The sequence below is a fragment of the Streptomyces sp. NPDC091280 genome, assembly GCF_044768565.1.
GTDB lineage: Bacteria > Actinomycetota > Actinomycetes > Streptomycetales > Streptomycetaceae > Streptomyces.
In genome coordinates this window covers 70,479-95,632 of record NZ_JBIVUZ010000007.1, presented here as the reverse complement: position 1 = coordinate 95,632, position 25,154 = coordinate 70,479, and the positions used below count along the sequence as shown (strand labels likewise).

The window sequence follows — 25,154 nt, the reverse complement described above, 5'->3', positions numbered from 1 at the left end:
ATCATGTACGACTCGCACAACTCCCCCCATTCCCCCCGCCTTTCCGATCTCGCGCAGCTGATCCGGCTGCCCGCCGCGCTCAGCGTGCCGGGTGACGTCCTGGCCGGGGCGGTCGCCGGGGGCGGCGCTCCCCGGCCCCGGATTCTTGCCACGATGGCCTCGTCGGTGGCCCTCTACTGGGCCGGCATGGCGCTCAACGACTACGCCGACGCGACCGTCGACGCGATGGAGCGCCCGCAGCGGCCCATACCCTCCGGCCGTGTCGCACGTCGTACGGCGTTCGCCACCGCGTGCGGGCTCACGGCGGCGGGTCTCGGCCTCGCCGCGCTGGCCGACGGGCGGCGGGCGCTCCAGGTGGCGCTGCCCCTGACGGGACTGGTCTGGGCGTACGACCTCCGACTGAAGTCCACCCCGGCAGGCCCCGCCGCCATGGCGGGCGCGCGGACCCTGAACGTCCTGGCCGGAGCGGAGCCCGGACGCCGGGCGACCGCACTGCCAGCGGCCCTGCTGGTCGGCGCGCACACCTACACCGTCACCGCGCTCAGCCGCCACGAGGTGTCCGGAGCGCCGCGCGAGGTGCCGGTCGCGACCCTGGCCGGAAGCACGGCAACTGCCTTGGCCGCAGCGGCACTTCCTGGTCTGCGCCGACGTGGCGCGGCGGCCCGGATCGGCGCCGTCGCCGGTTCGCTCGGCTACCTCGGCGCCTACGGAACGGCCCAGGCGCGGGCGGCGCGCGAGCCTTCCGCGGTGAACGTCCGCGAGGCCGTCGGCAGCGGCATCCTGTCCCTGCTGCCGCTCCAGGCCTCGCTGACCGCAGGAGGGGGAGGCCCTGGCCTCGCCGGTGTCCTCGCCCTGGCGCACCCCTTGGCGCGCCGGCTCGCCCGGAAGGTGTCACCCACATGAGTCCGACACCCGTGCCTGTTCCCGATCCTGTGCCGGTTTCCGATCCCGTTCCCGTGCCTGTTCCCGTTCCCGAGGAGCGGCTGCGGTTCGGCTTCGGCACCAACGGCTTCGCCCTCCACCGCCTCGATGATGCCCTGACCGTGCTCGCCGACCTGGGCTACGACTCGGTCGGTCTCACCCTCGACCATGGTCACCTCGATCCCTTCGCCCCTGACCTCGGCCGCCAAGTCGAGCGTCTGGCAGGGCGGTTGGACCGGCTGGGCCTGGCCGTGGTCGTGGAGACCGGGGCGCCGTACCTGCTGGATCCCTGGCGTCAGCACACTCCCACGCTGATGTCCACCCTCGGTGCCGAGCGGCGCGTCGACCTGCTGGCCCGCGCGATCCGGGTGGCCGCCGAACTGGGCGCCCCCGTCGTCCAGTTGAGCAGCGGACCGGCCCCGGAGGGGGTGCCCGAGGAGGAGGCATGGAAGCGGCTCGCCGCCGGCTGCGAGGAGGTCCTCGACATCGCCCGCGAGCACGGGGTGAGCCTCGGATTCGAGCCCGAGCCCGACATGTTCGTCGACACGGTGGAACGGTTCCTGGAACTACGCAACCGCCTCGGCGACCCGGACCGGTTCGGCATCACCCTCGACATCGGGCACGCCCACTGCGTCGACCCGCTCCCGCTGGTGCGCTGCGTCGAACTGGCGGCGCCGTACCTGGTGAACGTACAGATCGAGGACATGCGCCGGGGCGTGCACCAGCACCTCGAATTCGGCGTGGGCGAGATTGACTTCCCGCCCGTACTCGCCGCCCTGAAGCACTCCGGCTACCAGGGACCGGTGTCCGTGGAGATCCAGGGCGCCTCCCTCGACGCCCCCGAGGTCGCCCGCCGCTCCCTGCGCTTCCTCAAGGCCGCCGAGCCCTTCTGACACCGGGACCGGCTCCCGCCCGGTACGGCACCCACCCCAACACCCCTTCCCGTACGGCACAGCACCCCAACACCCCACCCCGATACGGCCTTTGCCGTACCCCCACGCAGCAAGGAGGTCCGCTTCGTGGACCCATCCGTTCCCGTCGCTCTCGATCGACAGCTCACCGCGGAAGCGCGGGTGTGGCTCGCCGAGGCGGTCGTGCGGGTCACCCGCGACCCGTCCGCGCTCGCCGCCCTCTTCCCCGCGGTCGGCAGGCACTGCGGGCGCGAGCCGCTCGTCGACGGCTGGACGGTCGCCGACGCCGCCCGCGCCCGACTGCTGGCCGCCCTCCCTGTGCGAGGCACAGCGCTCGCCGAGGAGATCACCGCGTTGCACCGGTACGGCGACAGTGCCGAACAGCGTGCCGTACTGCGGTCGTTGGCGGCACTGGAGGACGCCGATCCCACCTTCGCCGACCTCGGACTGCCGCTGGTGCGCAGCGCGCTGCGGAGCAACGACACCCATCTGGTCGAGGCCGCGGTCGGTCCGTACGCGGCACGCCACCTGGATGCCGACGGCTACCGGCACGCCGTACTGAAGTGCGTCTTCTGCTCTGTGCCGCTCGACCGGGTGGCCGGGCTCGAAGACCGCGCCGACCGTGAACTCGCCCGTATGCTCGCCGACTTCGCGCACGAACGGGTCGCCGCCGGCCGGGCCGTCCCCACGGACATCTGGCCGGTCGTGCGCGCTCACCCCGGGATCTGGGAGGCCTCGGGACTCCCGGCGGAAGTCGACTCGCCCGTACCCGCCCGCCGAACGGCCGCCGACCAGGCCGTCGCCGCCTACAACGGAGCTCTCTGATGCGCATCTTCGACCCCCACATCCACATGACCTCACGCACCACCGACGACTACGAGGCCATGTACGCGGCCGGTGTCCGCGCGGTGGTGGAACCGTCGTTCTGGCTGGGGCAGCCGCGCACGTCGGTGGACAGCTTCACCGACTACTTCGACGCGCTGCTCGGCTGGGAGCCCTTCCGCGCCGCGCAGTTCGGCATCCAGCACCGCTGCACCATCGCCCTCAACCCGAAGGAGGCGAACGACCCGCGCTGCGCCGGGGTGTTGGACGTCCTGCCGCGCTACCTGGCCAAGGACGGCGTGGTGGCCGTAGGTGAGATCGGCTACGACTCCATGACTCCCGAGGAGGACGAGGCGCTGGCCCGACAACTCCAACTCGCCGTCGAGCACGGGCTTCCGGTCCTCGTGCACACCCCGCACCGGGACAAGGCGGTCGGCACCCGCCGTACCCTCGACGTGGTCCGGGAGTCCGGCATCCCGCCCGAGCACGTCCTCGTCGACCACCTCAACGAACTCACCGTGTCGATGGTCGCCGACAGCGGCTGCTGGATGGGCTTCTCCGTCTACCCGGACACCAAGATGGACGAGGACCGCATGGTGCGCATCCTCCAGGAGCACGGCACCGCCCGGATGCTCGTCAACTCCGCCGCGGACTGGGGCCGTAGCGACCCCCTCAAGACCCGTAAGACAGCCGACGCCATGCTCGCCGCCGGATTCGACGACGACACCGTCGACCAGGTCATGTGGCGCAACCCCGTGGACTTCTACGGTCAGAGCGGCCGACTCGATCTGACCGACGTCAAGGTGGACGACTCGGCGCTGTTCCAGGGCAACTCGATCAAACGCGGCGGGGAGTGAGTCCGCCGTGCGCTTCCGGCATCCGGACGGCACGACCGTCCATCTCGCCTATTGCAGCAACGTCCACCAGGCCGAGGACCTCGACGGCGTGATCGGCCAACTCGCCGACTGCACCGAGCCGGTGAGGGAATCCCTCGGCGCCGACCTGCTCGGCGTCGGGCTGTGGCTCGCCCGGGACGTGGTCACCGAACTCTCCTCCAACCCGGACGCCGTACGACGCCTGCGCGGCGAACTCTCGGCACGCGGACTGGAGACCGTCACCCTCAACGCCTTCCCCTACCGCGGATTCCATCAAGAGGTCGTCAAGAAGGACGTCTATCTGCCGGACTGGACCGACCCCGCCCGCCTGGAGTACACCGTCGACTGCGCCCGGGTGCTGGCGGAGCTGCTGCCCGACGACGCGCGGCGCGGCAGCGTGTCGACCCTGCCCCTGGCCTGGCGCACCCCGTGGACGGACGACGCGCGCGACACCGCCCGCCGGGCCCTTGACCGGCTCGCGGTCCAACTCGCCGACGTGGAGCGCGAGACGGGCCGTACGATCCGGGTCGCCTTCGAGCCGGAACCCGGCTGCGTGGTGGAGAACACCGTCCAGGCCGCCCGCGAACTCGGGGGACTGGACCCGGAGTTCCTCGGTGTCTGTGTGGACACCTGCCACCTGGCCGTCCAGTTCGAGGAACCGGCCGCCGCACTGCGACGGCTCTCCGACGCCGGTCTGCCCGTCGTGAAGGTGCAGGCGTCCAGCGCCGTGCAGGCCGACGACCCGGCGGACCCGCAAGCGCGGCGGGCGCTGGCCCGGTTCGCCGAACCCCGCTTCCTGCACCAGACCCGCACCGCCCCGGGCGGCACCGTGACCGGGGTCGACGACCTGCCCGAGGCCCTGGCCGGCGGACTGGACCCCGGCTCGGCCTGGCGCGTCCACTTCCACGCACCGCTGCACACCGAACCCGAACCACCCCTGCGCACCACTACCCCCGAACTCACCACGTTCCTCGGTGAGTTGCTCGGCGGCCCGGAAGCGGTCTGCGACCACGTCGAGGTGGAGACCTACACCTGGTCGGTCCTCCCGGAACGCCTCCGGCCGTACGACCGCGCGGGTCTCGTCGCCGGTCTGGCCGCCGAACTCGCCTGGACCCGCGGCCGGTTCGAAGAAATCGGCCTCACCCCCCACGCACGAACGGAACCCGTCGCATGACCAGAACCGTCGTCCTCGACATCGTCGGCCTCACCCCGCGCATGCTGCGCCACATGCCCGCCGTCTCGGCCGTCGCCGAACAGGGCTTCCAGGCCCGCCTGAACACCGTGCTGCCCGCCGTGACCTGCACCGTGCAGTCCACCCTCCTCACCGGAGCACCCCCCTCGGAACACGGGATCGTCGGCAACGGCTGGTACTTCCGCGACCTGGGCGAGGTCCTGCTCTGGCGGCAGCACAACGCCCTGGTCGGCGGCGAGAAGATCTGGCAGACCGCGCGCCGCACCGCACCCGACTACAAGGTCGCCAACGTCTGCTGGTGGTACGCCATGGGCGCCGACGTGGACCTCACCGTCACCCCCCGCCCCGTCTACTACTCCGACGGCCGCAAGGAACCCGACTGCTACACCTGGCCGCCCGCCCTGCACGACGAACTCACCGACAGGCTCGGCCCGTTCCCCCTGTTCACCTACTGGGGACCCAACGCGGGCATGCCCTCCAGCCAGTGGATCCTCGCCGCGGCCCGCCAGATATTCGACGAGCACCGCCCCGACCTGACCCTCGTCTACGTGCCCCACCTGGACTACGAGCCCCAGCGCACCGGCCCGGACTCTCCGCAGTCGGCCCGCGAGGCACGACGGCTCGACGACGCGCTGCGCCCTCTGCTGGACCACTTCAGGAACGAGGACGCCACGGTCGTGATCCTCAGCGAGTACGGCATCGCGCCCGCCTCCCGGCCGGTCGACATCAACCGGGCCCTGCGCCGCGCCGGACTCCTCGAAGTGCACACCCAGGACGGCATGGAATACCTCGACCCGTGGACCTCGCGGGCCTTCGCCGTGGCCGACCATCAGGTCGCCCACATCTACGTACGTGACCCGGCGGACACCGCGACGGTCGCCAAGATCGTCGGTGAACTCCCTGGCGTCGAGCGGGTGTTGGACGAGGACGGCAAGCGGGAGCACGGTCTCGCGCACGACCGGGCGGGCGAACTCGTCGCCGTCGCGGAGCCGGACGCCTGGTTCACGTACTACTACTGGCTGGACGACGACCGCGCCCCCGACTTCGCCCGCCAGGTCGAGATCCACCGCAAACCCGGTTACGACCCCGCCGAACTCCTCTACGACCCCACCGTCCCCGGAGTGAAGGCGCGCGCCATCGGCCAGGTCGTCCGCAAGAAGGCCGGGATGCGCTACCGCATCCAGACCGTCCCCCTGGACCCGTCCGGGGTCCGCGGCAGCCACGGCCGACTGCCGGACGACCCCCAGGACACCCCCGTCCTGCTCTGTTCCCGGCCCGGCCCCGCCCGCGCCGAGATCGACGCGACCGAGGTCAAGGACCTCCTCCTGGCCCTGGCCGGCCTCACCACCCCCTGACCCACCGCACCACGGGAGCCCCCCATGTTCTCCTCCTCCACGGACACTCCACCGTCCCTGCCCCTCGACCGCCCGCTGCTCGATCCGGCCCCGGAATACGGACGATGGGTCAGGGAACAGTCCCCGGTCCGCATCACGCTCTGGGGCGACAACCACCCCTGGCTGATCACCCGGAACGAGGACGCCCGCGCCGTGCTCAGCGACGCGCGGTTCAGTTCCGAGAACATCCGGCCGGGTTTTCCCGGTCTCCAGCCGACGACCCCGCCGGTCACCCCCGGCCAGCTGTTCGCCATGGACCCGCCCGACCACACCCGGCTGCGCCGGATGCTCATTCCCGAGTTCACCTTCCGGCGGGTGGAGCAACTGCGGCCCGCCATAAGCCGGATCACCGGCGAACTCCTCGACGGACTGCTCAAACAGGAGCAACCCGCCGACCTCGTCGAGCACTTCACCCTTCCGCTGCCGCTCCTCGTTATCTGCGAACTGCTCGGAGTGCCGTACGAGGACCGGGACTTCATCCACCGTCAGGCGTCCGCCTTCGCCACGATCACGGCCGGACCGGAGGCGATGCGGGCCGGCTGGGCGGCGCTCTTCGGCTACCTCCAGCAGCAGTTGGCCGCCAGGGCCGGCGCGCCGGGGGACGACCTGATGAGCAAACTCGCCGTGGAGCGGGTCGCCACCGGCGACGCGACCGCGGCGGAGGCGGCGGGCATGCTCGTCCAACTCCTCATCGCCGGGCACGAGACGACCGCGAGCATGCTCTCCCTCGGCGTCGTCGCCCTCCTGCGCCACCCCGAGCAACTGGCCGCGCTGCGCGCCGAGAAGAACCTCGTGCCGGGCGCGGTGGAGGAACTCCTGCGGTACCTGAGCATCGTCCATGTCGGGCTGCGCCGGATCGCGACCGAGGACGTCGAGATCGGCGGCGTCACCGTCCGGGCGGGCGACGGGGTGGTGGTGGCGCTCCAGGCCGCCAACCGCGACCCGTCCGCCTTCGCCGACCCGGACACCCTCGACGTGACCCGCGACGCGGGCCAGCACCTGGCCTTCGGCCACGGCCTCCACCACTGCCTCGGCCAGTCCCTGGCCCGCGCCGAACTCCAGATCGCCCTGCCCATGCTGTTCGAGCGGCTGCCGGAGCTGAGGCTCGTCGGTTCGGCGGCGGAGGAGTACGCCTTCGAGGGCCGCGCCGTGCACGGCGTACGGGAGCTGCCCGTGGCCTGGTGAGAACGTCGCGGCTGCGAATCGGGCGGGCACCTTTCTGTGGTGCCGCGAGGCAGTCGTGCGACAGCCGTACGGAACAGTGCAACCGCTCGCAGGCGTGACGCGAGCGGTTGCACTCGCGATGTGCCGCGTGCTGTGACCGCGCCGCGTCCCGCCTCCTCGACAGCCCCCTTCGTTCGACCTGTCGGACAAGGTGCAGAACCTCGGTGAAATCTCCCAGTCATGTATTGACATGCGAACGTAACGATTCGTAGCTTGGGCGATCATTTAGATCCGTGAAGTAAGTTCATGGATATGAACGGAGGTGCTCATGGGCGTTCGCCGACGAAGTCGCCGCCTGGTCGCTGTCCTCGCTGTCGCGGGGCTGGCTTTCGGGACGGCCGCCTGCGGTTCGGGTGCGGACTCGGCGGGTTCCGGCGACCCGAACACCCTGGAGGTGTGGACCCGGAGCAATCCCGACCCCGCCGCCACGTACGACCGCGTCTTCGCCGCCTTCACCAAGAAGACCGGAATCAAGATCGACTACCAGCCGGTCATCAACTTCGACCAGCAGCTCCAGAGCCGGGCCTCCACCAAGGACCTCCCCGACGTGATGATCAACGACACGGCGCTGATGGGGAGTTACCAGAGCCAGGGCCTGCTCAAGGCCATAGACCCGGACACGATCACGGGCCACGACCAGATCAGCGCCAAGACCTGGTCCTCCACGGTCGGCCTGGACGGCAAGCACTACGGCATCCCGTACTCCCGCCAGGCCCAGACCCTGATGATCCGCAAGGACTGGCTGCGCAAGCTGGGACTCAAGGCGCCCACCACCTGGCAGGAGATGCTCTCCGTCGCCAAGGCCTTCGCCACCCGGGACCCGGACGGCGACGGCAAGAACGACACCTACGGCATGGTCGTCCCCGGCAGCGCCCAGAACGGTTACGCCGCCTGGTGGGGCGCCAGCTTCCTCTGGCAGGGCGGCGCGAAGATCATCGAGCCGGACGGCGACGGCGGCTACCGCCCCGCCATGGACTCGGCCGCGGCCGTCCGCACCGTCACCTGGCTGAAGGACAACCTCTTCTGCGGCGACAACGGTGTCATCCAGCCCGGCGCGGTGAGCGCCATCACCGGCACCGCCACCAACTTCCAGGACGGCAACGCCGGTATGTACCTCACCGGCCCGTACAACATCGCCACCTACGACGTGACGCCGGGGAAGGACAAGTTCGAGGTCGTACCGGCCCCCGCCGGTCCCGCCGGCTCCGACGTGCTGGCCGACGGCGAGAACATCTACTTCGGCGCCAAGACCGGCAAGACCGCCCAGGAACAGGCGCTCGCCGCCTTCCTCGTCTCACCCGAAGGACAGCGCCTGGCCATGACCGGCAAGAACCAGCCGGTCGTCCGCATCCCCGTCAACACCACGCTGGACGCGGCGAAGGTACGCGACGACCCCCGCTGGAGCGTCGTACAGAAGGCCTACGAGAACACCTCCGAGCAGTTCCCCAACGCGCCCGACTTCGCCCCGATCAAACAGGACACCGCGGACGCCCTCAACGCCCTGTTCACGTACTGCGGCAGTGACGTCCGCTCCGGACTCAAGGAGCTGAACGACACCCTCGCCGGTGACCTCAAGGACCAGGACCTGCTGAAATGACCGCCACCGTGACCACACGCCCGCGCGGCAGAGGCCTCTCCAGGAAGGCCGTGCTGCCCTGGCTGTTCCTCGCCCCCGGCCTGCTGCTCGCCCTCGTCTTCAAGTTCCTGCCCATGGGCAAGGGCATCTGGCTCAGCTTCTTCAAGGTGCGGCCCTTCCTCGGCGACAAGTGGGTCGGCCTCGACAACTACACCCGGGTCCTGACCGACCACCGCTTCCAGGACGCGGTCGGCCACACCCTGCTCCTCGGCATCGGACAGTCGCTCGGCGCCATCGTCGTCGGCTTCGCCCTCGCCCTGCTCCTCGAAGGCCAGGCCCGCTCCCTGAAGATCGTGCGCACCGCCGTCTTCCTGCCCGTCGTCACCGCGACCGCCGTCGTCGGCGAGCTGTGGCGGCTGATGTACTACCCGACCTCCGACGGCCTCATCAACCACGCCCTCGGCATCGTCGGCATTGGACCGGTCCCGTTCCTCGACGACCCCGGTACCGCCCTGTGGGCCACGATGGCCATGGGCATCTGGATCGCCGCCCCCTACAACATGGTCATCATCCTCGCCGGACTCGCCGGTGTGGACCGGTCCCTGTACGAGGCCGCCGCGATGGACGGCGTCTCGCTGTGGCAGCGGCTGCGCCACATCACACTGCCCGCCATCCGCCCCGCCCTCGGCATCGTCCTCACCCTCGCCGCCATCCGCGGACTGCGCGTGTTCACCGAGGTCTACGTCCTCACCGGCGGCGGCCCGGCCGGCTCCACCGAGGTCTGGATGACCCGCGCCTACACCCTCGGCTTCACCCGCAACGACATCGGCGGCGCCTCCGCGGCCTCCGTCGTACTCCTCTGCGTGACCCTGCTGCTCACCGTCACCGTCAACTACTTCCGCAAGAGGGGGGACGTGCGATGAGCGCACCCGCCATCGACCCCGTACGGACACCGGCATCGGCCGCCGGGACGCGCCGCACCACCGACAAGGCGCGGACGACACCCGCCCGCTTCGACACCGCGCTCGGCTGGAGCGACCGGCCCGGAGCCGGTCTCGCCCTGCGGATCCTGTTCTGCGCCATCGCCCTGGCCGTCTTCGCCGCGCCGTTCCTGACCATCGTCTCCGGCGCCCTCAGCACCAACCCGAGCGGCTCCTCGCTCTCCTTCCTCCCGCACCACACGACGCTGCTGAACGTACGGGTCGCCGGTGAGCGCGGCATCTGGGACTACTTCACCAACTCCCTGGTCATCGCGGGCGGCGGACTCCTGCTCCAACTCGCCGTCTCCGTGCTCGCCGCCTACGCCCTGGCCCGCCACCGCTTCCGCGGCCAGGCCCTGATCCTCACCCTGTTCATGCTGACGATGATGCTCCCCGAGGAGGTCATCGCGATCCCGCTGTCCCTCGTCCTGGGCCATGTCCCCGTCGTGGGGCTGGACTTGAAGGGCACGGTCTGGGCGGTCATCCTGCCGCTGGGCGCCTGGGGCTTCTCGGTCATGCTGCTGACCGAGTTCATGAAGGACATCCCCACCGAGATCGAGGAGGCCGCCCGCATCGACGGGGTCGGCGAACTGCGCATGCTGTGGCAGGTCATCCTCCCGCTGTGCAAGCCGGCCCTCGGAGTCGCGGGCGTCCTCGGCTTCATCATGATCTGGGACCAGTACCTGCTGCCCCTGATCGCCGCGAAGGACCCCACCGACTACACGGTCACCGTCGCCCTCTCCATCCTGCGCACCGACCCCGAGGTCGGCTCCGGAGTCGTCCTCGCCGGCGCGGTCGTCGCACTCCTGCCCAGCCTGATCGTCTATCTGCTCCTCCAGCGCTCGCTGGTCTCCGGCATCGCCGCCGGGGCCACCAAGGGCTGACCGAACCACCCCGGATACGAGGGAGACATGAAGTTCCAAGGAGTCCTCTTCTTCCCGGTCACGCCGTTCGCCCCGGACGGCTCACTGGACGAGGAACTGCTCGCACGGCACATCGAGTCCGGCGTCGCGGCCGGCGCGGGAGGCGTCTTCGTCGCCTGCGGCACCGGCGAGTTCCACGCGCTGACACCCGAGGAGATCGAGCGGGCCACCCGCGTGGCCGTCACCGTGACCGCGGGCCGGGTGCCCGTCCTGGCGGCGGCCGGCGGCCCCGTCCCGGTCGCCCGCGACCAGGCCGCCCGCATCGAACGCGCCGGCGCCGACGGCATCCTCCTGCTGCCGCCCTACCTCGTCACCGCACCCCAACAGGGCCTGCTGCGCTACGCCGAGGAGGTCACCGCCGCCGCCGAACTGCCGTGCGTCTTCTACCAGCGCGGCACCGCCCGCCTCACCGAGGCCACCGCCGCACGCCTGGCGGCCCTCCCCAAGGTCGTCGGCCTCAAGGACGGCATCGGCGACATCGAACTCATGCACCGCATCGTGCGCGCCGTCCGCGCGGTACCCGGCACACACGACTTCCAGTTCTTCAACGGCCTGCCCACCGCGGAGATGACCGCCCCCGCCTACCGGGGCATCGGCGTCGGCCTCTACTCCTCCGCGGTCTTCGCCTTCGCCCCCGAGATCGCCCTCGCCTTCCACCGCGCCCTGGCCACCGCGGACGAGCCCCTGATCACCACCCTCCTCGACGAGTTCTACGGCCCTCTCGTCGCCCTCCGCGATGAGGTGCCCGGATACGCGGTCGCCCTCGTCAAGGCCGGAGTGACCATCCGGGGCCTGGACGTCGGCGGTGTACGGGCACCCCTGTGCGACCCCACCCCCGAACACACGGCCCGACTGTCCAAGCTCATCGACCACGGTCTGGAGGTGCTGGGCGCATGAACAGCACTACGACAGGTACCCGCATCCGCGAACTGATCGTCACCCCGATCGCCTTCCGCGACCCGCCGCTCCTCAACTCCAACGGCGTCCACGAACCGCTGGCCCTGCGATGCGTGCTCCAACTCGTGCTGGAGGACGGCACGGTGGGGCTGGGGGAGTCCACGGGAGGGGCGGTCCGGCTGGAGCGACTTGAGGCGGCGGCGAAGGCCGTGGTGGGCAGGGACGTCTTCGACACGACGGCCCTGGCCGCCGCGATCGACGAGGTGCTGCTGCCGACCGTGCCCAGCGCGCACGAACGCGGCTGGACCACCTCCGCAGTTGAGGTGGCCTGCCTCGACGCCCAGGGCAAGCTGCTCGGACGCCCGGTCAGTGACCTGCTCGGCGGCAAGGTCCGTGACCGCGTGCCCTTCGCCGCGTACCTCTTCTACAAGTGGGCCGAACATCCCGCCCTCGACGGCCGGCCGGCGGTGGGCGACGACTGGGGCGCGGCGCTGGACCCCGCCGGGATCGTGGAGCAGGCCCGGCTGATGCAACAGCGGTTCGGCTTCCGCTCGTTCAAGCTGAAGGGCGGTGTCTTCCCGCCGGACGAGGAGATCGCCGCGATCAGGGCGCTGGCCGAGGCCTTCCCCGGGCAGCCGCTGCGCCTCGACCCCAACACGGCCTGGACACCGGACACATCGTCCTACGTGGCACGTGAACTCGACGGCGTACTGGAGTACTTGGAGGACCCGACCGCCACCATCCCCGGCATGGCGCGGGTGGCGAAGGACTCACCGCTGCCGCTGGCCACCAACATGTGCGTGATCGCCTGGGAACACCTGAAGCCCGCGATCGAACAGAACGCGATCCAGGTCCTGCTCACCGACCACCACTACTGGGGCGGGCTGCGCCGCACCCGTGAACTGGCCGCCGTCTGCGAGGCGTTCGGCATCCCCCTGTCGATGCATTCCAACTCGCACCTGGGCATCAGCCTGGCCGCCATGACACATGTCGCGGCTGCCATCCCCAACCTTGACCACTCCTGCGACACCCACTACCCGTGGAACAAGGCCGACGACATCGTCGTCCCCGGGGTGCTGGAGCTGAAGGACGGCGCGGTCGAGGTCCCCACCGGACCGGGCCTGGGCGTGGAACTCGACCACGACGCCCTCGAACGGCTCCACCGGCTCTACCTGGACTCGGGGATGCGCACCCGCGACGACACCGGCTACATGCGACGCGTCCAACCCGACTACGAGCTCAGGCTGCCTCGCTGGTGAGCGGAGGGTGCTCGCTCACCCGGCCCGGACCGACGTGCGCGGGGCCGACGGCAGTCGGCTGACGGCCTGTCGCCACGCGTCGTGCACGGCTGCGCGGGCGTGTGCGGTGGCCTCGGCCGTGTCGCCCGTGAGGCGCACCGGCTCGCCGAGGTGGACGTGCAGGTCGGGGCGCCGTAGGGGCGCGGTGGCGATGCCGGTGAGCTGTTTGATCCGGGGGCCGGAGACGATCCGGCGGGCTCCGGCGTGCCCGAGGGGGACGACGGGTGCGCCGGTGGCGAGCGCGAGCCGGGCCAGACCGGTACGGAAGACGCCTGGCTCGCGGTCCGCCGGGTCCCGGCGCCGGGGGAGTCCGCCTTCGGGATAGAGCACGACGACCCGCCCGGCGGCGAGCGCCTCGGCCGCCAGGTCCAGCGCCGCCGCCGCGCTCCGGCTGCCCCGGTGAACCGGTATGTGCCCCTCGCGGCTGAGACGGCCACCGAGAACCGGCACCTTCCACAGCCCTGCCGTGGCGAGGACGACGGGCTCGGTGCCCAAGCGGTGCAGCGCGGCCAGGACGAGTGCGGGGTCGGCCAGAGAGGTGTGGTTCGGGGCGACGATGCTGCCGGGTGCGACGGCACGGGACGTTGCCGTGGTCACGGTCAGGCGGCCGAGAAGGGGTACGACGGTACGGGCGAAGGCGCTGAGCACGTGCTGCTGGCTCCCTGGTCTGCCGGGCGCGGCCCGGTGGGTGTGGTCCGGCACGTATCGTCACGTGGCCGGATCGCTCCGGGCATGAGTGCGCGTACTCAATTAGGTGCGGGGCCGGGCCGGTCGCGCCCGCCGACCTCACCGCCGAGGCCCTCTTGTCGGGGCCGAACAGGCCTCTCACACTGCGGTTCACGGGCGGGGCGCGAACCTGGGGGAGCGATGGCCTTACGACGACGACGTCGGCGCTTGAAGAAGCGGACGCGCAGGCAACTACAGGCGTGGGGCGCGGGAGTTGCGGCGGTCGCCGCGATCTGGGTCGCCGGGAACTGGGCGGCGGTCTGGCCCGTCCTCGTGACGCTGCTGGCCCTCTCCGTGGTGGGCGGCACCGGGTGGGGACTGTGGCGAGCCCACCACCTCGCGGTCGGCCAGGACCGCCAGTGGCGCGCGCAGGAGGAGGCGAAGGCGCGGGAACTGTCGATGACGGAGGTCGACACGTTGTCGTGGCAGGACTTCGAGCGCTACGTCGCCGAGCTGTGCCGTCGGGACGGCTGTACGCGGGTCGTCGTCAGCGGCAGGAGCGGCGACCTGGGCGCCGACGTCGTCGGCTATCTCGCGGACGGCCGCAAACTGGTCGTCCAGTGCAAGAAGTACGCGCCGCACCGCAGCGTGTCCTCGCAGGACATGCAGAAGTTCGTCGGCACCGCCCGCCCCGAACACGGCGCGGACGTCGCCCTGTTCGTCACCACCTGCCGTACGTTCACCAGGGCCGCGCTCGGGCTGGCGGTGCGTCAGGACATCGTGGCCATGCATCGGGACCTGCTCGGATCGTGGGTCAAGGGAGCCCGTCTGGAGACGCTGATCCCGCTGAACGGGCGCGGCGACGGGACGACACGGCGTTCGCCCGCCTGAGTCGGCGCGCGCCTTTCGTCCCACCGGCGGAGGTTCGCGCGATGCCTGGGTGGCGCGGTGCGGTCGAAGGGTTGATTCCGGCCATCGGCGCGCGTATAAATAAACAACTTTCTTTCTTACAGGCTCGCATATCGAGACGAGGCCCCCGTGACCCGCCGCTATCCAGCAGGCCCGCAGCGGTTGCTGCGCTCGCTCAACGGCCGTGCCGTGCTGGAGGCGATCGACGAGGCGGGCCCGGTCACGACCACCGACCTGGCGGGACGCATCACGCTGTCCCGGCCCACCGTGGCCGCCGCCGTCGCGCTGCTGCTGGAGCGCGGGGTCATCACCGAGGTCGGCCCCGTCACCGGCCGCAAGGGCCCGGCGCCGGCCCAGTACCGGGTCAACGCCGACTGCGCCTTCGCGATCGGCGTGGACGTCGGCCACCGCAAGATCCGTGCCGCCGTCGCCGACGTCACCGGCCGGGTGCGGGCGAGCGCCGAGTCCGAGCAGCGGGGACACCTGGGCGCCGACGCGCTCGTCGCGCAGATCCTGGACATCTGCGTGGACCTGGCCGGACAGGTGGGCCGACCGCTCCCCGAGATCACCCAGGTCGTCGCCGGACTGCCCGCCGCCGTCGGCCCCGACGGACGGCACCTGTCGTACGCCGCCGGACTGCCCGACGCGGGACGCGGACTCGGCGAGGCGCTCGGCCGGGCGATCCCGGTGCCGCTGGTCCTGGAGAACGACGTGAACCTCGCCGCGCTCGCCGAACGCACCCACGGCCGCGGCACCGACACCGACGACTTCGTCCTCGTCAGCCTCGGCGTCGGCCTCGGCCTCGGTCTGGTGGTCGACGGCCGGGTCCGGCGCGGCGCCACCGGAGTCGCCGGCGAGGCCGGCTACCTGCCCAGCGACCGCATGGTCGCCCCGCCCGGACAGCGCCGGGACCTCGTCCAGGAACACCTGGGCGCCCGCTACATCAGCGACCGCGCCCGGCGCCTGGGACTGCCGGGCGACGGCAGCCCGCGCACCGTCTTCGAACTCGCCCGCACCGGAGACCCGGGCGCGCTGGAGATCGTCGACGACACCGCCCGCAGCGTCGCCTACGTGGTGGCCTGCGTCGTCCCCCTCATCGACCCGGCACTCATCGTGCTGGGCGGCGCCATCGGCGCCAACGGCGACCTGCTCCTCGAACCGGTCGCCCGTCACCTGGCCGATTTCAGCACCTTCCGGCCACCCGTCGTCGCCTCCGGCCTAGGCCCGGACGCCGTGCTCTCCGGAGCGACCACCATGTCGGCGGAGCTGGCCCGCGAGGCCGCCTTCGCCGCCGCCACCACTCCCGTCCCGCAGACAGAGCAGCCCACGTCTCTGTCCTGACCGCCGCACGAAACAACGCGGCGACGCCGTCTTGCCGGACAGCGCCGCCGCTCACGTCACCGGGCATTGCCGTGCCCGATCGACCGACCGATCCGTCACCCAGGGAATTGCCATCTCCGAGGAAGGACGATCAGTGTTCAAACCTATCACCGGGGCTACGGCCGTCACGGCCGCCGGCGTACTGCTGCTGGCCGGCTGTACGTCGACCGGAACCACCTCCTCCCAGCCCGACTCCGCGATCTCGGCCGGTGCCTCGCACAAGGCCACCACCGTGACCGTCTGGACCTTCAACCACCTCCCGAACGAGGTCGCCGCGTTCAAGGCCACCCTCGGCCGGCTGCACGCCAAGTACCCATGGCTGACCGTGAAGTTCGTGCCCAACAAGGACGACGCGGCCTACGCCAAGGCGGTCGCCGCGGGCGATCCGCCCGACGTGTTCATCGGCTCCGCACCCGACGACGTGGCGAAGTTCTGCTACAACGGCACGGTCGCCGACCTGAACCCGTACCTCACCTCGGCGAAGATCGACACCGCGAAGACCTTCCCGCCCGCGACCCTCGTCTACACCCGCTACCAGGGCAAGCAGTGCGCGCTCCCGCTGCTCACCGACGCCTTCGCGCTCTACTACAACAAGAAGATGTTCGCCGCGGCCGGCATCACCAAGCCGCCCACCACGCTGGCCGAACTGACCGCCGACGCCAAGAAGTTGACCGTCAAGAACGCGGACGGCTCGATCAAGACCTACGGCTTCGTCCCGCGCTCCGACTACGACGTCAACCGCTACCTGTTCACCGGGGCGCACAGCGGCACCGAGTTCTACGGCAAGGACGGCAAGACCACCTTCGCCTCCGACGCCAAGTGGCAGCAACTCCTCGCCTGGGACCAGGGGTTGATCGACTACTACGGCAAGGCCAACGTGCAGAAGTTCGTCGGCCGCTACCAGCCGCACGCCGACGACGCGGGCAACCCGCTGCTGACCGGCGCCGCCGCCATGGAGTACGACGGCGAGTGGCACGTCGGTGAGATCGCCTCGGAGAAGAAGGACTTCGACTACGGCGTCGTACCGATGCCCGTCCTGGACGGCTCCTCCGGCACCTATGGAGCGGGCAGCACCCTCGGCACCGTCGCCTACCTCTCGGCGGGCTCCAAGCACAAGCAGGAGGCGTTCTTCGCGCTCCAGCAACTCACCACCGACACCACGTTCCTGAACACCCTCGCCGACACGGTCTACAACATCCCCACCACGTTCGCCGCGCTCAAGGCCTGGGACCAGCGCGACGACCCGCACTGGAAGCCGTTCGTCGACGTCTTCGAGAACGCCCACTCCTCGTACAAGACGCTGACCCCGGCGGGCATCGAAGACATGGACACCTGGCGCGCCTTCCTGCTCGACTACGAGCAGGGCAAGACGAAGAGCGCCGCGAGCGGGCTGGCCACGGTCGGGAAGAAGATCGACAGCCTCAACTCCGAGAGCGGGCAGTAGAGATGACGACCGTACTCGCCCCCGTCGGCGAGGCCCCGGGCGCGGCGCGTACGCGTCCCGCCCGGGGCGGGCGGCGCCGACCGAACCGCGCCCGCTGGTGGGTCGTCCTCGCCTTCCTCTCCCCGTTCCTCATCGGGTTCGCCGTCTTCGTGCTCTACCCGGTCGCGGCCACGCTCTACTACTCGCTCACCGACTTCCAGGCCGGCTCCTACCGTCCGGTCCAGTTCGTCGGACTGCGCAACTACCGCGCCCTGTTCACCCAGTCCGACACCTTCTGGGTCGCGGTGCGCAACACGCTGTGGATGGTCGTCGTCATGGTGCCGCTGCGTACCGGCTGGGCCATGCTCACCGCCTGGGTGATCATCCGGGTCAAGCGCGGCCGGGCCGTCTACCGCACCCTGTTCTTCCTGCCGTCGATGGTGCCCGTGGTCGCCGCCGCCCTGTCGTTCATCGTCCTGCTCAACCCGGTCGGACCCCTCAACCGCCTGCTCGGCTGGGTCGGCGTCGACGGCCCCGGCTGGTTCTCGGACCCCGCCTGGTCCAAGCCCAGCCTCGTCCTGATGGCGCTGTGGGCCAGCGGCAACGTCATGGTGATCTTCTCCGCCGCCATGCTCGACGTACCGCGCGAGCTGTACGAGGCCGCCGAACTCGACGGCGCCGGCACCCTCCAGAAGTTCCGCAGCGTCACCCTCCCGGCGATCTCCCCGGTCATCTTCTTCGCCCTGCTCACCGGGATGATCTACACCTTCCAGTACTTCACCGAGGCGTTCGTCGCCTCCAGTTCGGCCAACGCCACCTCCTCCAGCAACGACCTGATCGGCTACCCCGCCAACTCGCTCCTCTTCTACTCCACCGAGCTGTACCGGCAGGGCTTCTCCTACTTCAAGACCGGCTACGCCTCGGCCATGGCCTGGCTGCTGTTCCTCGTCATCTTCGCGGCGACCGTGGTCTTCATCCGCGTCTCCCGCCGCTTCGTGCACCACGCGGGAGGCGGCCGATGACCACCCTCGACCTGACGAAGCGTCACCCCCGCACCGGCCGCCGCCTGTTGTACCTCCTGGCCGAACACGCACCGGCCGTGGCGGTCGCCCTCTGCTTCCTGCTCCCGCTCACCATCGGCGTGCTCACCGCGTTCATGACCCAACACCAGGCCGGCACCGGCTCGTTGTGGCCCTCGCCCTGGGAGTTCGGTAACTTCCGCGAGGTCTTCAAGGCCATGCCCTTCGGCCGCGACCTGCTCAACACCATGCTCTACGCCGGCCTGTCCACCATCGGCGTCGTCCTGTCCTCGGTGCCCGTCGCCTACGCGCTGGCCCGGCTGCGCTGGCGCGGACGAGAAGGCGTCTTCCTCGTCGTCCTCGCCGCGATGATGATCCCCGCCCAGGTCACCAGCCTGCCCCTGTACGTCATGTACGCGCACATCGGCTGGGTGGGCACCCTGAAGCCGCTGATCGTCCCGTCCTTCTTCGGCGACGCGTTCAGCATCTTCCTGCTGCGCCAGTTCTTCCTCACTATCCCCGACGAGTTCACCGAGGCGGCCCGGGTCGACGGCGCGGGCGAACTGCGCATCCTGTGGCGGGTGTTGATCCCGATGGCCAAACCGGCCATCGCCGCCGTCGGGCTCTTCGCGTTCCTCTACGCCTGGAACGACTTCTACAACCCCCTGCTCTACACGGGAAACAGCGACACCGGACAGACCCTCGCGGTCGCCCTCAGCCAGCTCGCCAAGAACGGCCACCAGAACGCCTACCAACTCCAGATGGCGGCCTCGCTGATGTTCCTGCTGCCCGTCCTGATCCTGTTCTTCCTCGCCCAGAAGGTCTTCGTCGAGGGCATCGCCCTGACCGGCGTCAAGGGCTGAGAGCCGTCACGGCAACCACAGTTGGCCAAGGAGCACTCTTTTGAAGATCACCGTTGTCGGCGGTGGCAGCACCTACACACCCGAACTGATCGAGGGCTTCGCCCGCCGGACCCAGGTGCTTCCGCTGGACGAACTGGTCCTGCACGACACCGACGCCGAACGCCTCTCCGTCATCGGCGCCCTGTCCCGCCGCATCCTCGCCCGGCACGGCTTCCCCGGCCGCCTGACCACCACCACCGATCTCACCTCGGCGGTGGACGGAGCCGCCGCCGTGCTCATCCAGCTCCGGGTGGGCGGGCAGGCGGCCCGGCTGGTCGACGAGACCCTCCCGAACCGCTTCGGCCTGCTCGGCCAGGAGACCACCGGCCCGGGCGGCTTCGCCAAGGCCCTGCGGACCGTGCCGGTGGTCCTCGACATCGCTGCCGAGGTACGCCGCCGGGCCGAACCGGGCGCCTGGATCGTCGACTTCACCAACCCCGTCGGCATCGTCACCCGCGCACTGCTCGACGCGGGCCATCGCGCGGTCGGCCTGTGCAACGTGGCGATCAAGTTCCAGCGGCAACTGGCCGCCCGGTTCGGCACCGACCCCGACCAGGTACGGCTCGGCCACGCCGGCCTCAACCACCTGTCCTGGATCCGCTCGGTCACCGTCGACGGAACGGAGCGCCTGCCGGAACTCCTGACCGGCGACGCGCTCGACGACCTCGCCGCCCAAGTCCGCGTCCCCGCAGGGGCGTTGCGCGACCTGGGCGCCATCCCCTCCTACTACCTGCACTACTTCTACCGCACGGACGAGGAGGTGAAGGCCCAGCAGGCCGGAGCACACCGCGCCGAGCAAGTCATCGCCATCGAGAAGGAGTTGCTCACCCTCTACGCCGACCCCGGGCTGGACCGGCAGCCCGAACTCCTCCAGCGGCGCGGCGGCGCCCACTACAGCGAGGCCGCCGCGGCACTGGTCACCAGCCTGCTCACCGGCGACGGCGCCCACCACTACGTCAACGTACGCAACAACGGAGTCCTCACCGGCCTGCCGGACGAGGCGGTGGTCGAAGTCCCCGCCCACGTCGACACATCAGGCCCCCACCCGGTCCCCGTACCACCCCTGCCACCCGAGATGCTCGGACTGGTCCAGGCGGTGACGGCCTACGAGACCCTCACCGTCGAGGCGGCCCTGACCGGGGACCGTACGGTGGCCCGACGCGCCCTCATGACCAACCCGCTGGTCCGCGAATGGTCCCTGGCGGACGCACTGCTGAACGCGTTGCTGGAGGCCAACCGCCCCCATCTTCCCCGGTACTTCGCGAACGAGGCCGCCGATGCCTGACCTCGTGGTGGGCGTCGACGGAGGAAACTCCAAGACCGACCTCGTCCTCGCCGACACCGAAGGACGGCTGCTGTCCTGGGTACGCGGCGCGGGCACCCGTCCGCACACCGAGGGAATGGAGATCACCACCGAACGACTCGCCCGCCTGGGCCGACACGCGCTCACAGAGGCCGGCCTGCCCGACACGACCCCGGTCTCGGTCGGCGCGTACTTCCTCGCCAACGTGGACCGGCGCACCGAAGAACGCTTCGCGCTCGGGCAGTTGACCCGACTGGAGGTGGCCGAGCGGACCCTCGTACGCAACGACACACTCGCCGTCCTCCAGGCCGGCGCGCCCGACGGCTGGGGGGTGGCGGTCGTCTCCGGCGCCGGCATCAACGCGGCGGCGGTCCATCCGCGTGGCCGCTCCGCCCGCTTCCTCTCCCTCGGGGACATCACCGGCGACTGGGGCGGCGGGCTCGCCGTGGCCAGGGCCGGTCTGGGAGCCGCCGTCCGCGCGGGCGACGGCCGGGGACCGGCGACCCGGCTGCGACAGGAACTGCCCAGCCACTTCGGCCTGCCCAGCGTGGAGTCCGTGGCGCTCGCCGTCGCCGCCGGCGACCTGCCGATGACCGCGCTCCACGGCCTGGCCCCCCTGGTCTTCGCGACGGCCGCCGCCGGCGACACCGTGGCCCGGGGCATCGTGGAACGCCTCGGCGACGAGATCGTCGCCATGATCACCGCCCTGCTCCGCCGCCTCCGCCTCCTGCGCACCCCGACACCGGTGGTACTCGGCGGCGGCACCCTGCAGAACGACCAGACCCTGCTACGCGACCACATCAGCGACCGCCTCGCCACGGAAGCACCACTGGCCCAGCCCCGCGTCCTCGACGTACCACCGGTCGCGGGCGCACTGAGGGAAGCCCTCCTGACCGCAGGCGCCCCGACCACGGCACAACGCCGCCTCCGCGAGGCCGTCGCCGACCGGAAACCACCACCGCTGCTCGCTACGCCGCCGTAGCGACGAGGGCGCGACGCTCCACGTCACCGAGCCCGGTAGGCGGTGGCCAGCACGGAGACAGTGACCCGGTCGGGCAACGGATCGCCATGGGTCAGGTCCGCACGGCTCACATGACGCGCGCTCGGCGTCATCCCGACCAGGTCGAGCGCGTTCTGCCGGGTCAGTGGCACGGTGTACTCGACCTGTTCGGTGGCGGCGGCCCCGAAGAAGGGATCCAACGCCCGGTGCAGGCGCTGTTCCTTCACCGGGTCGACCGTGACCATCGCGGGCACCCGACCGCGCAACTCGGCGAGGTGCCGTCCGGTGGGACGGGCCACGACCAGTCGACCGGCCGGACGCAGCACCCGGTGGAACTCGGCCGGGTTGCGCGGTGCGAATACGACCAGCACGACATCGGCCGCTCCGTCGGCCAGGGGAAAGGGACGGAAGACGTCCCAGGCCGCCGCAGCGGCTCGTACGTGGGCGCGGGCCGCCGAGCGCAGAGCCCGCACCGACGTGTCCAGCCCCAGACCACGGGCGCCGGGCAGACGGTCGAGCAGACCGGCCAGGTAGTGACCTGTGCCGCAGCCGATGTCCACCACCGCGGCCTGTTCAGGCGCGGAGTCCGCGGCCAGCCGGGCCACGGCCTCGCGGACGGGTGCGTACGTACCGGTGGACAGGAAACGGTCCCTGGCCCGGGCCATGGCCACGTCGTCACCGCTGGTGGCACGGCTGCCGGTGAGCAGGGCGGCGTAGCCGTGCCGGGCGATGTCGAAGGCGTGGCCTGCCGGGCAGCGCAGCGCGCCCCGGCCGGGTTGCAGACGGTGGGTACGGCATGTCGGGCAGCGCAACAGGTCGAGGAACTGTTCCAGGGCAGGGGGAAGGGACACGGGCACGAGGCACTCCTGGCAGGGGTGAAAGGAAGGGGATCGTGCCTGCGCGTGCTCAGAACTCACTGCCTCGGAATGCAACGGGCAGCGGCCAAGGCGTGGTTCACGCGGCAGGCACACCAAGGAGGGCGACGCCCGACAGCGTCGCCCTCAACGCCTTCCGATCACAGGAAGCAGCAGTGCGGAGTGCTCATGAATGCCACGGCATGAGTCTACGAGCTGGCGAACTCGACGGGGTCGGTCCCGGCCGGCAGCACTCCGGCCAGCGATTCCAGGGACGGGCGCCGGCCGCGCTCCACGTGAACGAAGGCCAGCGCGGCGGCGAGTTCGCTGTCGCCGGCGCAGATCGCCTCGTACAGCTCGCGATGTTCGGTGCACAGGACGCCCGGGTCCCGGTCGGAGGTCAGCCGGAAGAGCCAGCGCACCCGGGCGTTGATGGGCGCCATCATCGAGTTGAGCAGGCGGCTGCCCGACAGCCGCACGATCGCTTCGTGGAAGGCCGCGTTCGCGGCGGCGATCTCGGCCTGTCGGCCCTCGGCCGTGGCGAGTTCGGCGCGGGCGAAGGCGGGTGAGAGCAGCGCGGTGGAGCGCTCGGCGGCCTGCCCGCTGGCGAGCCGGGCGGCGAGCACTTCGAGGCTCGTGCGCACGCTGAACAGTTCGTCGATGTCGCGCAGGGTCAGCTGGGTCACCATCGAGCCGCGCCGGGGCAGCGTGGTGATCAGCCCTTCCGCCTCCAACTGGGGCAACGCCTCGCGGATCGGGATGCGGGAGACGTCGAGGCGCTCGGACAGCTCGCGCTCCAGCAGCCGTGTGCCCGGCGGGAGTTCGCCTTCGATGATGCCGTCCCGGAGGTACTCGTAGACCTTGTGGACCAGTGAACGGCTGTCGGAGCCAGGGGAGTCCATGAGTGACATGGCATACAAGATAGCCGAGGCTCCGCGCGGGGCACCAAGCTCCATGATCGAGAATCGAGCTGCGCATCATCGCCAAATGCCGCTCTGAACTTGCCATTTAACGGGCTCGGAATCTGGCGTCCGCATCTCTTACGTCGAGTTAACATCGCTGGCCTACGCCCACCGGAACGCCGTTGGTATACCAATAGCACTCACTGGTTGACGGAGGCCCTCATGGATCGCACCGAACCGAGTCACCCGCACATCACGACCCCGACCCCGAACCCGACCGCGACACCGGCATCCCCGGCAGGTGCCGCATGAGTGCGCAGCAGCTCTCCGCGCCGTCGACGGCGCGCCCGGCCACCAACACCCTCGCGCGGGCTCTGGACGAGGCCGGCTTCACCCGGGCCCAGTTCTGGGTCCTCATGATCATTCTGGCCGGGATGTTCTTCGACACCCTGGAGCAGAACTCCGTGGGGGCGATGGGCAGCCTCATCAAGTCGTCCCTGCACATCGGCAACAACGAGCTGACGGCGATCAACAGCTTCACCGTGATCGGCGGCCTGATCGGCCGGTTCGCGGGCGGCTGGATCGCCGACCGCTACGGCCGCCGCACCTCGCTCAGCGTCAATCTCCTCGTCTACACCCTGGGCGGTCTGCTCAGCGCCGTCGCGATGAACTACCCGACCCTGCTGGCGAGTCGGCTGGTCGTGGGGATCGGTCTGGGCGGCGAGTTCACCATCGGCATCGCGATGCTGTGCGAGATGGTCGCCACCCGCCACCGCGGAACGCTCGTCGCCATCCTCAACGTCGGCTCCGGCGGCGTCGGCAACTTCCTCTCCTACGGCCTGTTCCTCCTGCTCCTGGGACCGCTCGCACCCGCTCTCGGCGGCGACCACCTGGTGTGGCGCTGGACGTTCGTGCTCCTCGCCCTGCCCGCCCTGATCGTGGTGGTATACCGGCGACGCCTGCCGGAGACCCCCCGCTTCCTCCTCTCCCAGGGGCGCGTCGAGGAGGCCAACCACTCCCTGGCCCGGCTGACCGGCGACCGGCTCGACCCCAAACACGTGCCTCCGCACTCCGTCCCGCCCGTGCTGAGCGAGGCGGACATCCCGCCCCGGCAGGTGAAGGCGTCACCGGCCGCGGTCTTCGGCCCCTCGGCCCTGGCCCGTACGGTCACCATCGGCGCCGCGTCCTGGATGGCCTTCGGCGCCCAGGTCACCCTCAACTTCCTGATGCCGACGCTGCTCACCGAGCGCGGCTACACCCTGTCCGACAGCCTGCTGTACACGATGATCATGAACATCGGCTCGCTGCTCGGGGCCTGCGCCTCGGCCCTGCTCGCGGGCCGCTGCGGCAGGCGGCCGGTCATCGCGGTGGCCGGCAGCCTCGGCTGCCTCACCGCCGTCGCCTTCGCGGTGTTCGCCCACGAGACCGCGGCGATCCTCGTCCTGGGCGCGCTCTTCCAGTTCTTCACCATGCTCACCAACACCACCCTCGCCGTCTGGTCCCCGGAGCTGTACCCGACCCCGATCCGGGCCAGCGGCACCTCCATCGTCAACGGCATCGGCAACATCGCCGGAGCCGTCATGCCCTTCGCCGCCGTCGTCCTGTGGGACCGGTTCTCCTTCGCCGGAGTCTTCGGGATGGTCGCGGTGATGTACGCGGCGCTCGTGATCGCCTCCCGGTTCGCCCCCGAGACCCGCAGCCGCACGCTCGAAGAGGTCAACGAGCCGTCGGCCCCCACACCCGTCCACGCCTGACCAGCGGCACCCGCACCGCCGTACCCCTT

General features: G+C 70.6%; 23 protein-coding genes. 20 read left to right on the top strand and 3 right to left on the bottom strand.

Annotated elements, in window-relative coordinates; all coding sequences use genetic code 11:
• Positions 1-3 precede the first annotated feature (3 nt).
• The 12 genes from ACIQPR_RS21710 to ACIQPR_RS21655 all read left to right on the top strand — a co-directional run bounded on the left by ACIQPR_RS21710 (position 4) and on the right by ACIQPR_RS21655 (position 12,974).
• Positions 4-903 (top strand): SCO3242 family prenyltransferase, encoded by a 900-nt coding sequence (locus ACIQPR_RS21710; protein WP_403650751.1) that lies wholly within the window; start codon positions 4-6, stop codon positions 901-903.
• Positions 904-956: 53 nt separating this feature from the next.
• Positions 957-1,814 (top strand): sugar phosphate isomerase/epimerase family protein, encoded by an 858-nt coding sequence (locus tag ACIQPR_RS21705; RefSeq protein WP_403650750.1) that lies wholly within the window; start codon positions 957-959, stop codon positions 1,812-1,814.
• Between the two features lie 126 nt (positions 1,815-1,940).
• Entirely contained in the window at positions 1,941-2,657 is a 717-nt protein-coding gene (locus ACIQPR_RS21700; RefSeq protein WP_403650749.1) for an EboA domain-containing protein, read from the top strand.
• Positions 2,657-3,511, top strand: a complete 855-nt coding sequence (locus ACIQPR_RS21695) for a TatD family hydrolase (protein ID WP_403650747.1) — start codon at positions 2,657-2,659, stop codon at positions 3,509-3,511. Before ACIQPR_RS21700 ends, ACIQPR_RS21695 begins: the two co-directional genes overlap by 1 nt.
• Positions 3,512-3,518: 7 nt before the next feature.
• The gene (gene eboE / locus ACIQPR_RS21690) at positions 3,519-4,703 is read left to right on the top strand and encodes a metabolite traffic protein EboE (protein ID WP_403650745.1); all 1,185 of its coding nucleotides are present in this window, start codon (positions 3,519-3,521) and stop codon (positions 4,701-4,703) included.
• Positions 4,700-6,076 carry an alkaline phosphatase family protein gene (locus ACIQPR_RS21685; RefSeq protein ID WP_403650743.1) on the top strand — a complete coding sequence of 459 codons (1,377 nt, stop codon included), beginning with the start codon at positions 4,700-4,702 and terminating at the stop codon, positions 6,074-6,076. Before eboE ends, ACIQPR_RS21685 begins: the two co-directional genes overlap by 4 nt.
• A gap of 24 nt (positions 6,077-6,100) precedes the next feature.
• Complete coding sequence (locus ACIQPR_RS21680) at positions 6,101-7,300, top strand: cytochrome P450 (RefSeq protein ID WP_403650741.1); 1,200 nt, start codon at positions 6,101-6,103, stop codon at positions 7,298-7,300.
• Between the two features lie 307 nt (positions 7,301-7,607).
• Positions 7,608-8,936 carry an extracellular solute-binding protein gene (locus ACIQPR_RS21675; protein WP_403650740.1) on the top strand — a complete coding sequence of 443 codons (1,329 nt, stop codon included), beginning with the start codon at positions 7,608-7,610 and terminating at the stop codon, positions 8,934-8,936.
• Positions 8,933-9,838, top strand: coding sequence for a carbohydrate ABC transporter permease (locus ACIQPR_RS21670; protein ID WP_403650738.1), 906 nt, complete (start codon positions 8,933-8,935; stop codon positions 9,836-9,838). The genes ACIQPR_RS21675 and ACIQPR_RS21670 overlap by 4 nt, the downstream gene beginning before the upstream one ends.
• Positions 9,835-10,779: a carbohydrate ABC transporter permease gene (locus ACIQPR_RS21665; RefSeq protein ID WP_403650737.1), complete on the top strand. Its 945-nt coding sequence runs from the start codon at positions 9,835-9,837 to the stop codon at positions 10,777-10,779. The genes ACIQPR_RS21670 and ACIQPR_RS21665 overlap by 4 nt, the downstream gene beginning before the upstream one ends.
• A gap of 27 nt (positions 10,780-10,806) precedes the next feature.
• The gene (locus tag ACIQPR_RS21660; RefSeq protein WP_403650735.1) at positions 10,807-11,715 is read left to right on the top strand and encodes a 5-dehydro-4-deoxyglucarate dehydratase; all 909 of its coding nucleotides are present in this window, start codon (positions 10,807-10,809) and stop codon (positions 11,713-11,715) included.
• Positions 11,712-12,974: a glucarate dehydratase family protein gene (locus ACIQPR_RS21655; RefSeq protein WP_403650734.1), complete on the top strand. Its 1,263-nt coding sequence runs from the start codon at positions 11,712-11,714 to the stop codon at positions 12,972-12,974. Before ACIQPR_RS21660 ends, ACIQPR_RS21655 begins: the two co-directional genes overlap by 4 nt.
• Positions 12,975-12,989: 15 nt before the next feature.
• Here the strand turns inward: ACIQPR_RS21655 and ACIQPR_RS21650 are convergent, their stop codons facing one another.
• A complete protein-coding gene (locus tag ACIQPR_RS21650; RefSeq protein ID WP_403650732.1) occupies positions 12,990-13,661 on the bottom strand; it encodes a lysophospholipid acyltransferase family protein in 672 nt (223 codons plus the stop codon).
• Positions 13,662-13,880: 219 nt separating this feature from the next.
• On the opposite strand from ACIQPR_RS21650, the gene ACIQPR_RS21645 reads away from it, so the two are divergent.
• From ACIQPR_RS21645 to ACIQPR_RS21615, 7 genes are all read left to right on the top strand, one after another.
• Positions 13,881-14,570, top strand: a complete 690-nt coding sequence (locus ACIQPR_RS21645; RefSeq protein WP_403650730.1) for a restriction endonuclease — start codon at positions 13,881-13,883, stop codon at positions 14,568-14,570.
• A 147-nt stretch (positions 14,571-14,717) separates the two neighbouring features.
• The gene (locus ACIQPR_RS21640; protein ID WP_403650728.1) at positions 14,718-15,929 is read left to right on the top strand and encodes an ROK family transcriptional regulator; all 1,212 of its coding nucleotides are present in this window, start codon (positions 14,718-14,720) and stop codon (positions 15,927-15,929) included.
• 133 nt (positions 15,930-16,062) lie between these two features.
• Positions 16,063-17,412: an ABC transporter substrate-binding protein gene (locus tag ACIQPR_RS21635; protein ID WP_403650727.1), complete on the top strand. Its 1,350-nt coding sequence runs from the start codon at positions 16,063-16,065 to the stop codon at positions 17,410-17,412.
• 2 nt (positions 17,413-17,414) lie between these two features.
• Positions 17,415-18,413 carry a carbohydrate ABC transporter permease gene (locus ACIQPR_RS21630; RefSeq protein ID WP_403650725.1) on the top strand — a complete coding sequence of 333 codons (999 nt, stop codon included), beginning with the start codon at positions 17,415-17,417 and terminating at the stop codon, positions 18,411-18,413.
• Complete coding sequence (locus tag ACIQPR_RS21625) at positions 18,410-19,273, top strand: carbohydrate ABC transporter permease (RefSeq protein WP_403650723.1); 864 nt, start codon at positions 18,410-18,412, stop codon at positions 19,271-19,273. The genes ACIQPR_RS21630 and ACIQPR_RS21625 overlap by 4 nt, the downstream gene beginning before the upstream one ends.
• Positions 19,274-19,313: 40 nt before the next feature.
• Positions 19,314-20,597, top strand: a complete 1,284-nt coding sequence (locus ACIQPR_RS21620; protein ID WP_403650721.1) for a 6-phospho-beta-glucosidase — start codon at positions 19,314-19,316, stop codon at positions 20,595-20,597.
• Positions 20,590-21,597: an N-acetylglucosamine kinase gene (locus ACIQPR_RS21615; RefSeq protein ID WP_403650720.1), complete on the top strand. Its 1,008-nt coding sequence runs from the start codon at positions 20,590-20,592 to the stop codon at positions 21,595-21,597. The genes ACIQPR_RS21620 and ACIQPR_RS21615 overlap by 8 nt, the downstream gene beginning before the upstream one ends.
• A gap of 23 nt (positions 21,598-21,620) precedes the next feature.
• Here the strand turns inward: ACIQPR_RS21615 and ACIQPR_RS21610 are convergent, their stop codons facing one another.
• Together ACIQPR_RS21610 and ACIQPR_RS21605 are read right to left on the bottom strand one after the other, a co-directional pair.
• A complete protein-coding gene (locus ACIQPR_RS21610; protein ID WP_403650718.1) occupies positions 21,621-22,472 on the bottom strand; it encodes a methyltransferase domain-containing protein in 852 nt (283 codons plus the stop codon).
• A 206-nt stretch (positions 22,473-22,678) separates the two neighbouring features.
• Positions 22,679-23,380, bottom strand: a complete 702-nt coding sequence (locus tag ACIQPR_RS21605; RefSeq protein ID WP_403650716.1) for a GntR family transcriptional regulator — start codon at positions 23,378-23,380, stop codon at positions 22,679-22,681.
• A 299-nt stretch (positions 23,381-23,679) separates the two neighbouring features.
• Between ACIQPR_RS21605 and ACIQPR_RS21600 the strand changes: the two genes are divergently transcribed.
• Entirely contained in the window at positions 23,680-25,125 is a 1,446-nt protein-coding gene (locus tag ACIQPR_RS21600; protein WP_403650714.1) for an MFS transporter, read from the top strand.
• Positions 25,126-25,154 lie beyond the last annotated feature (29 nt).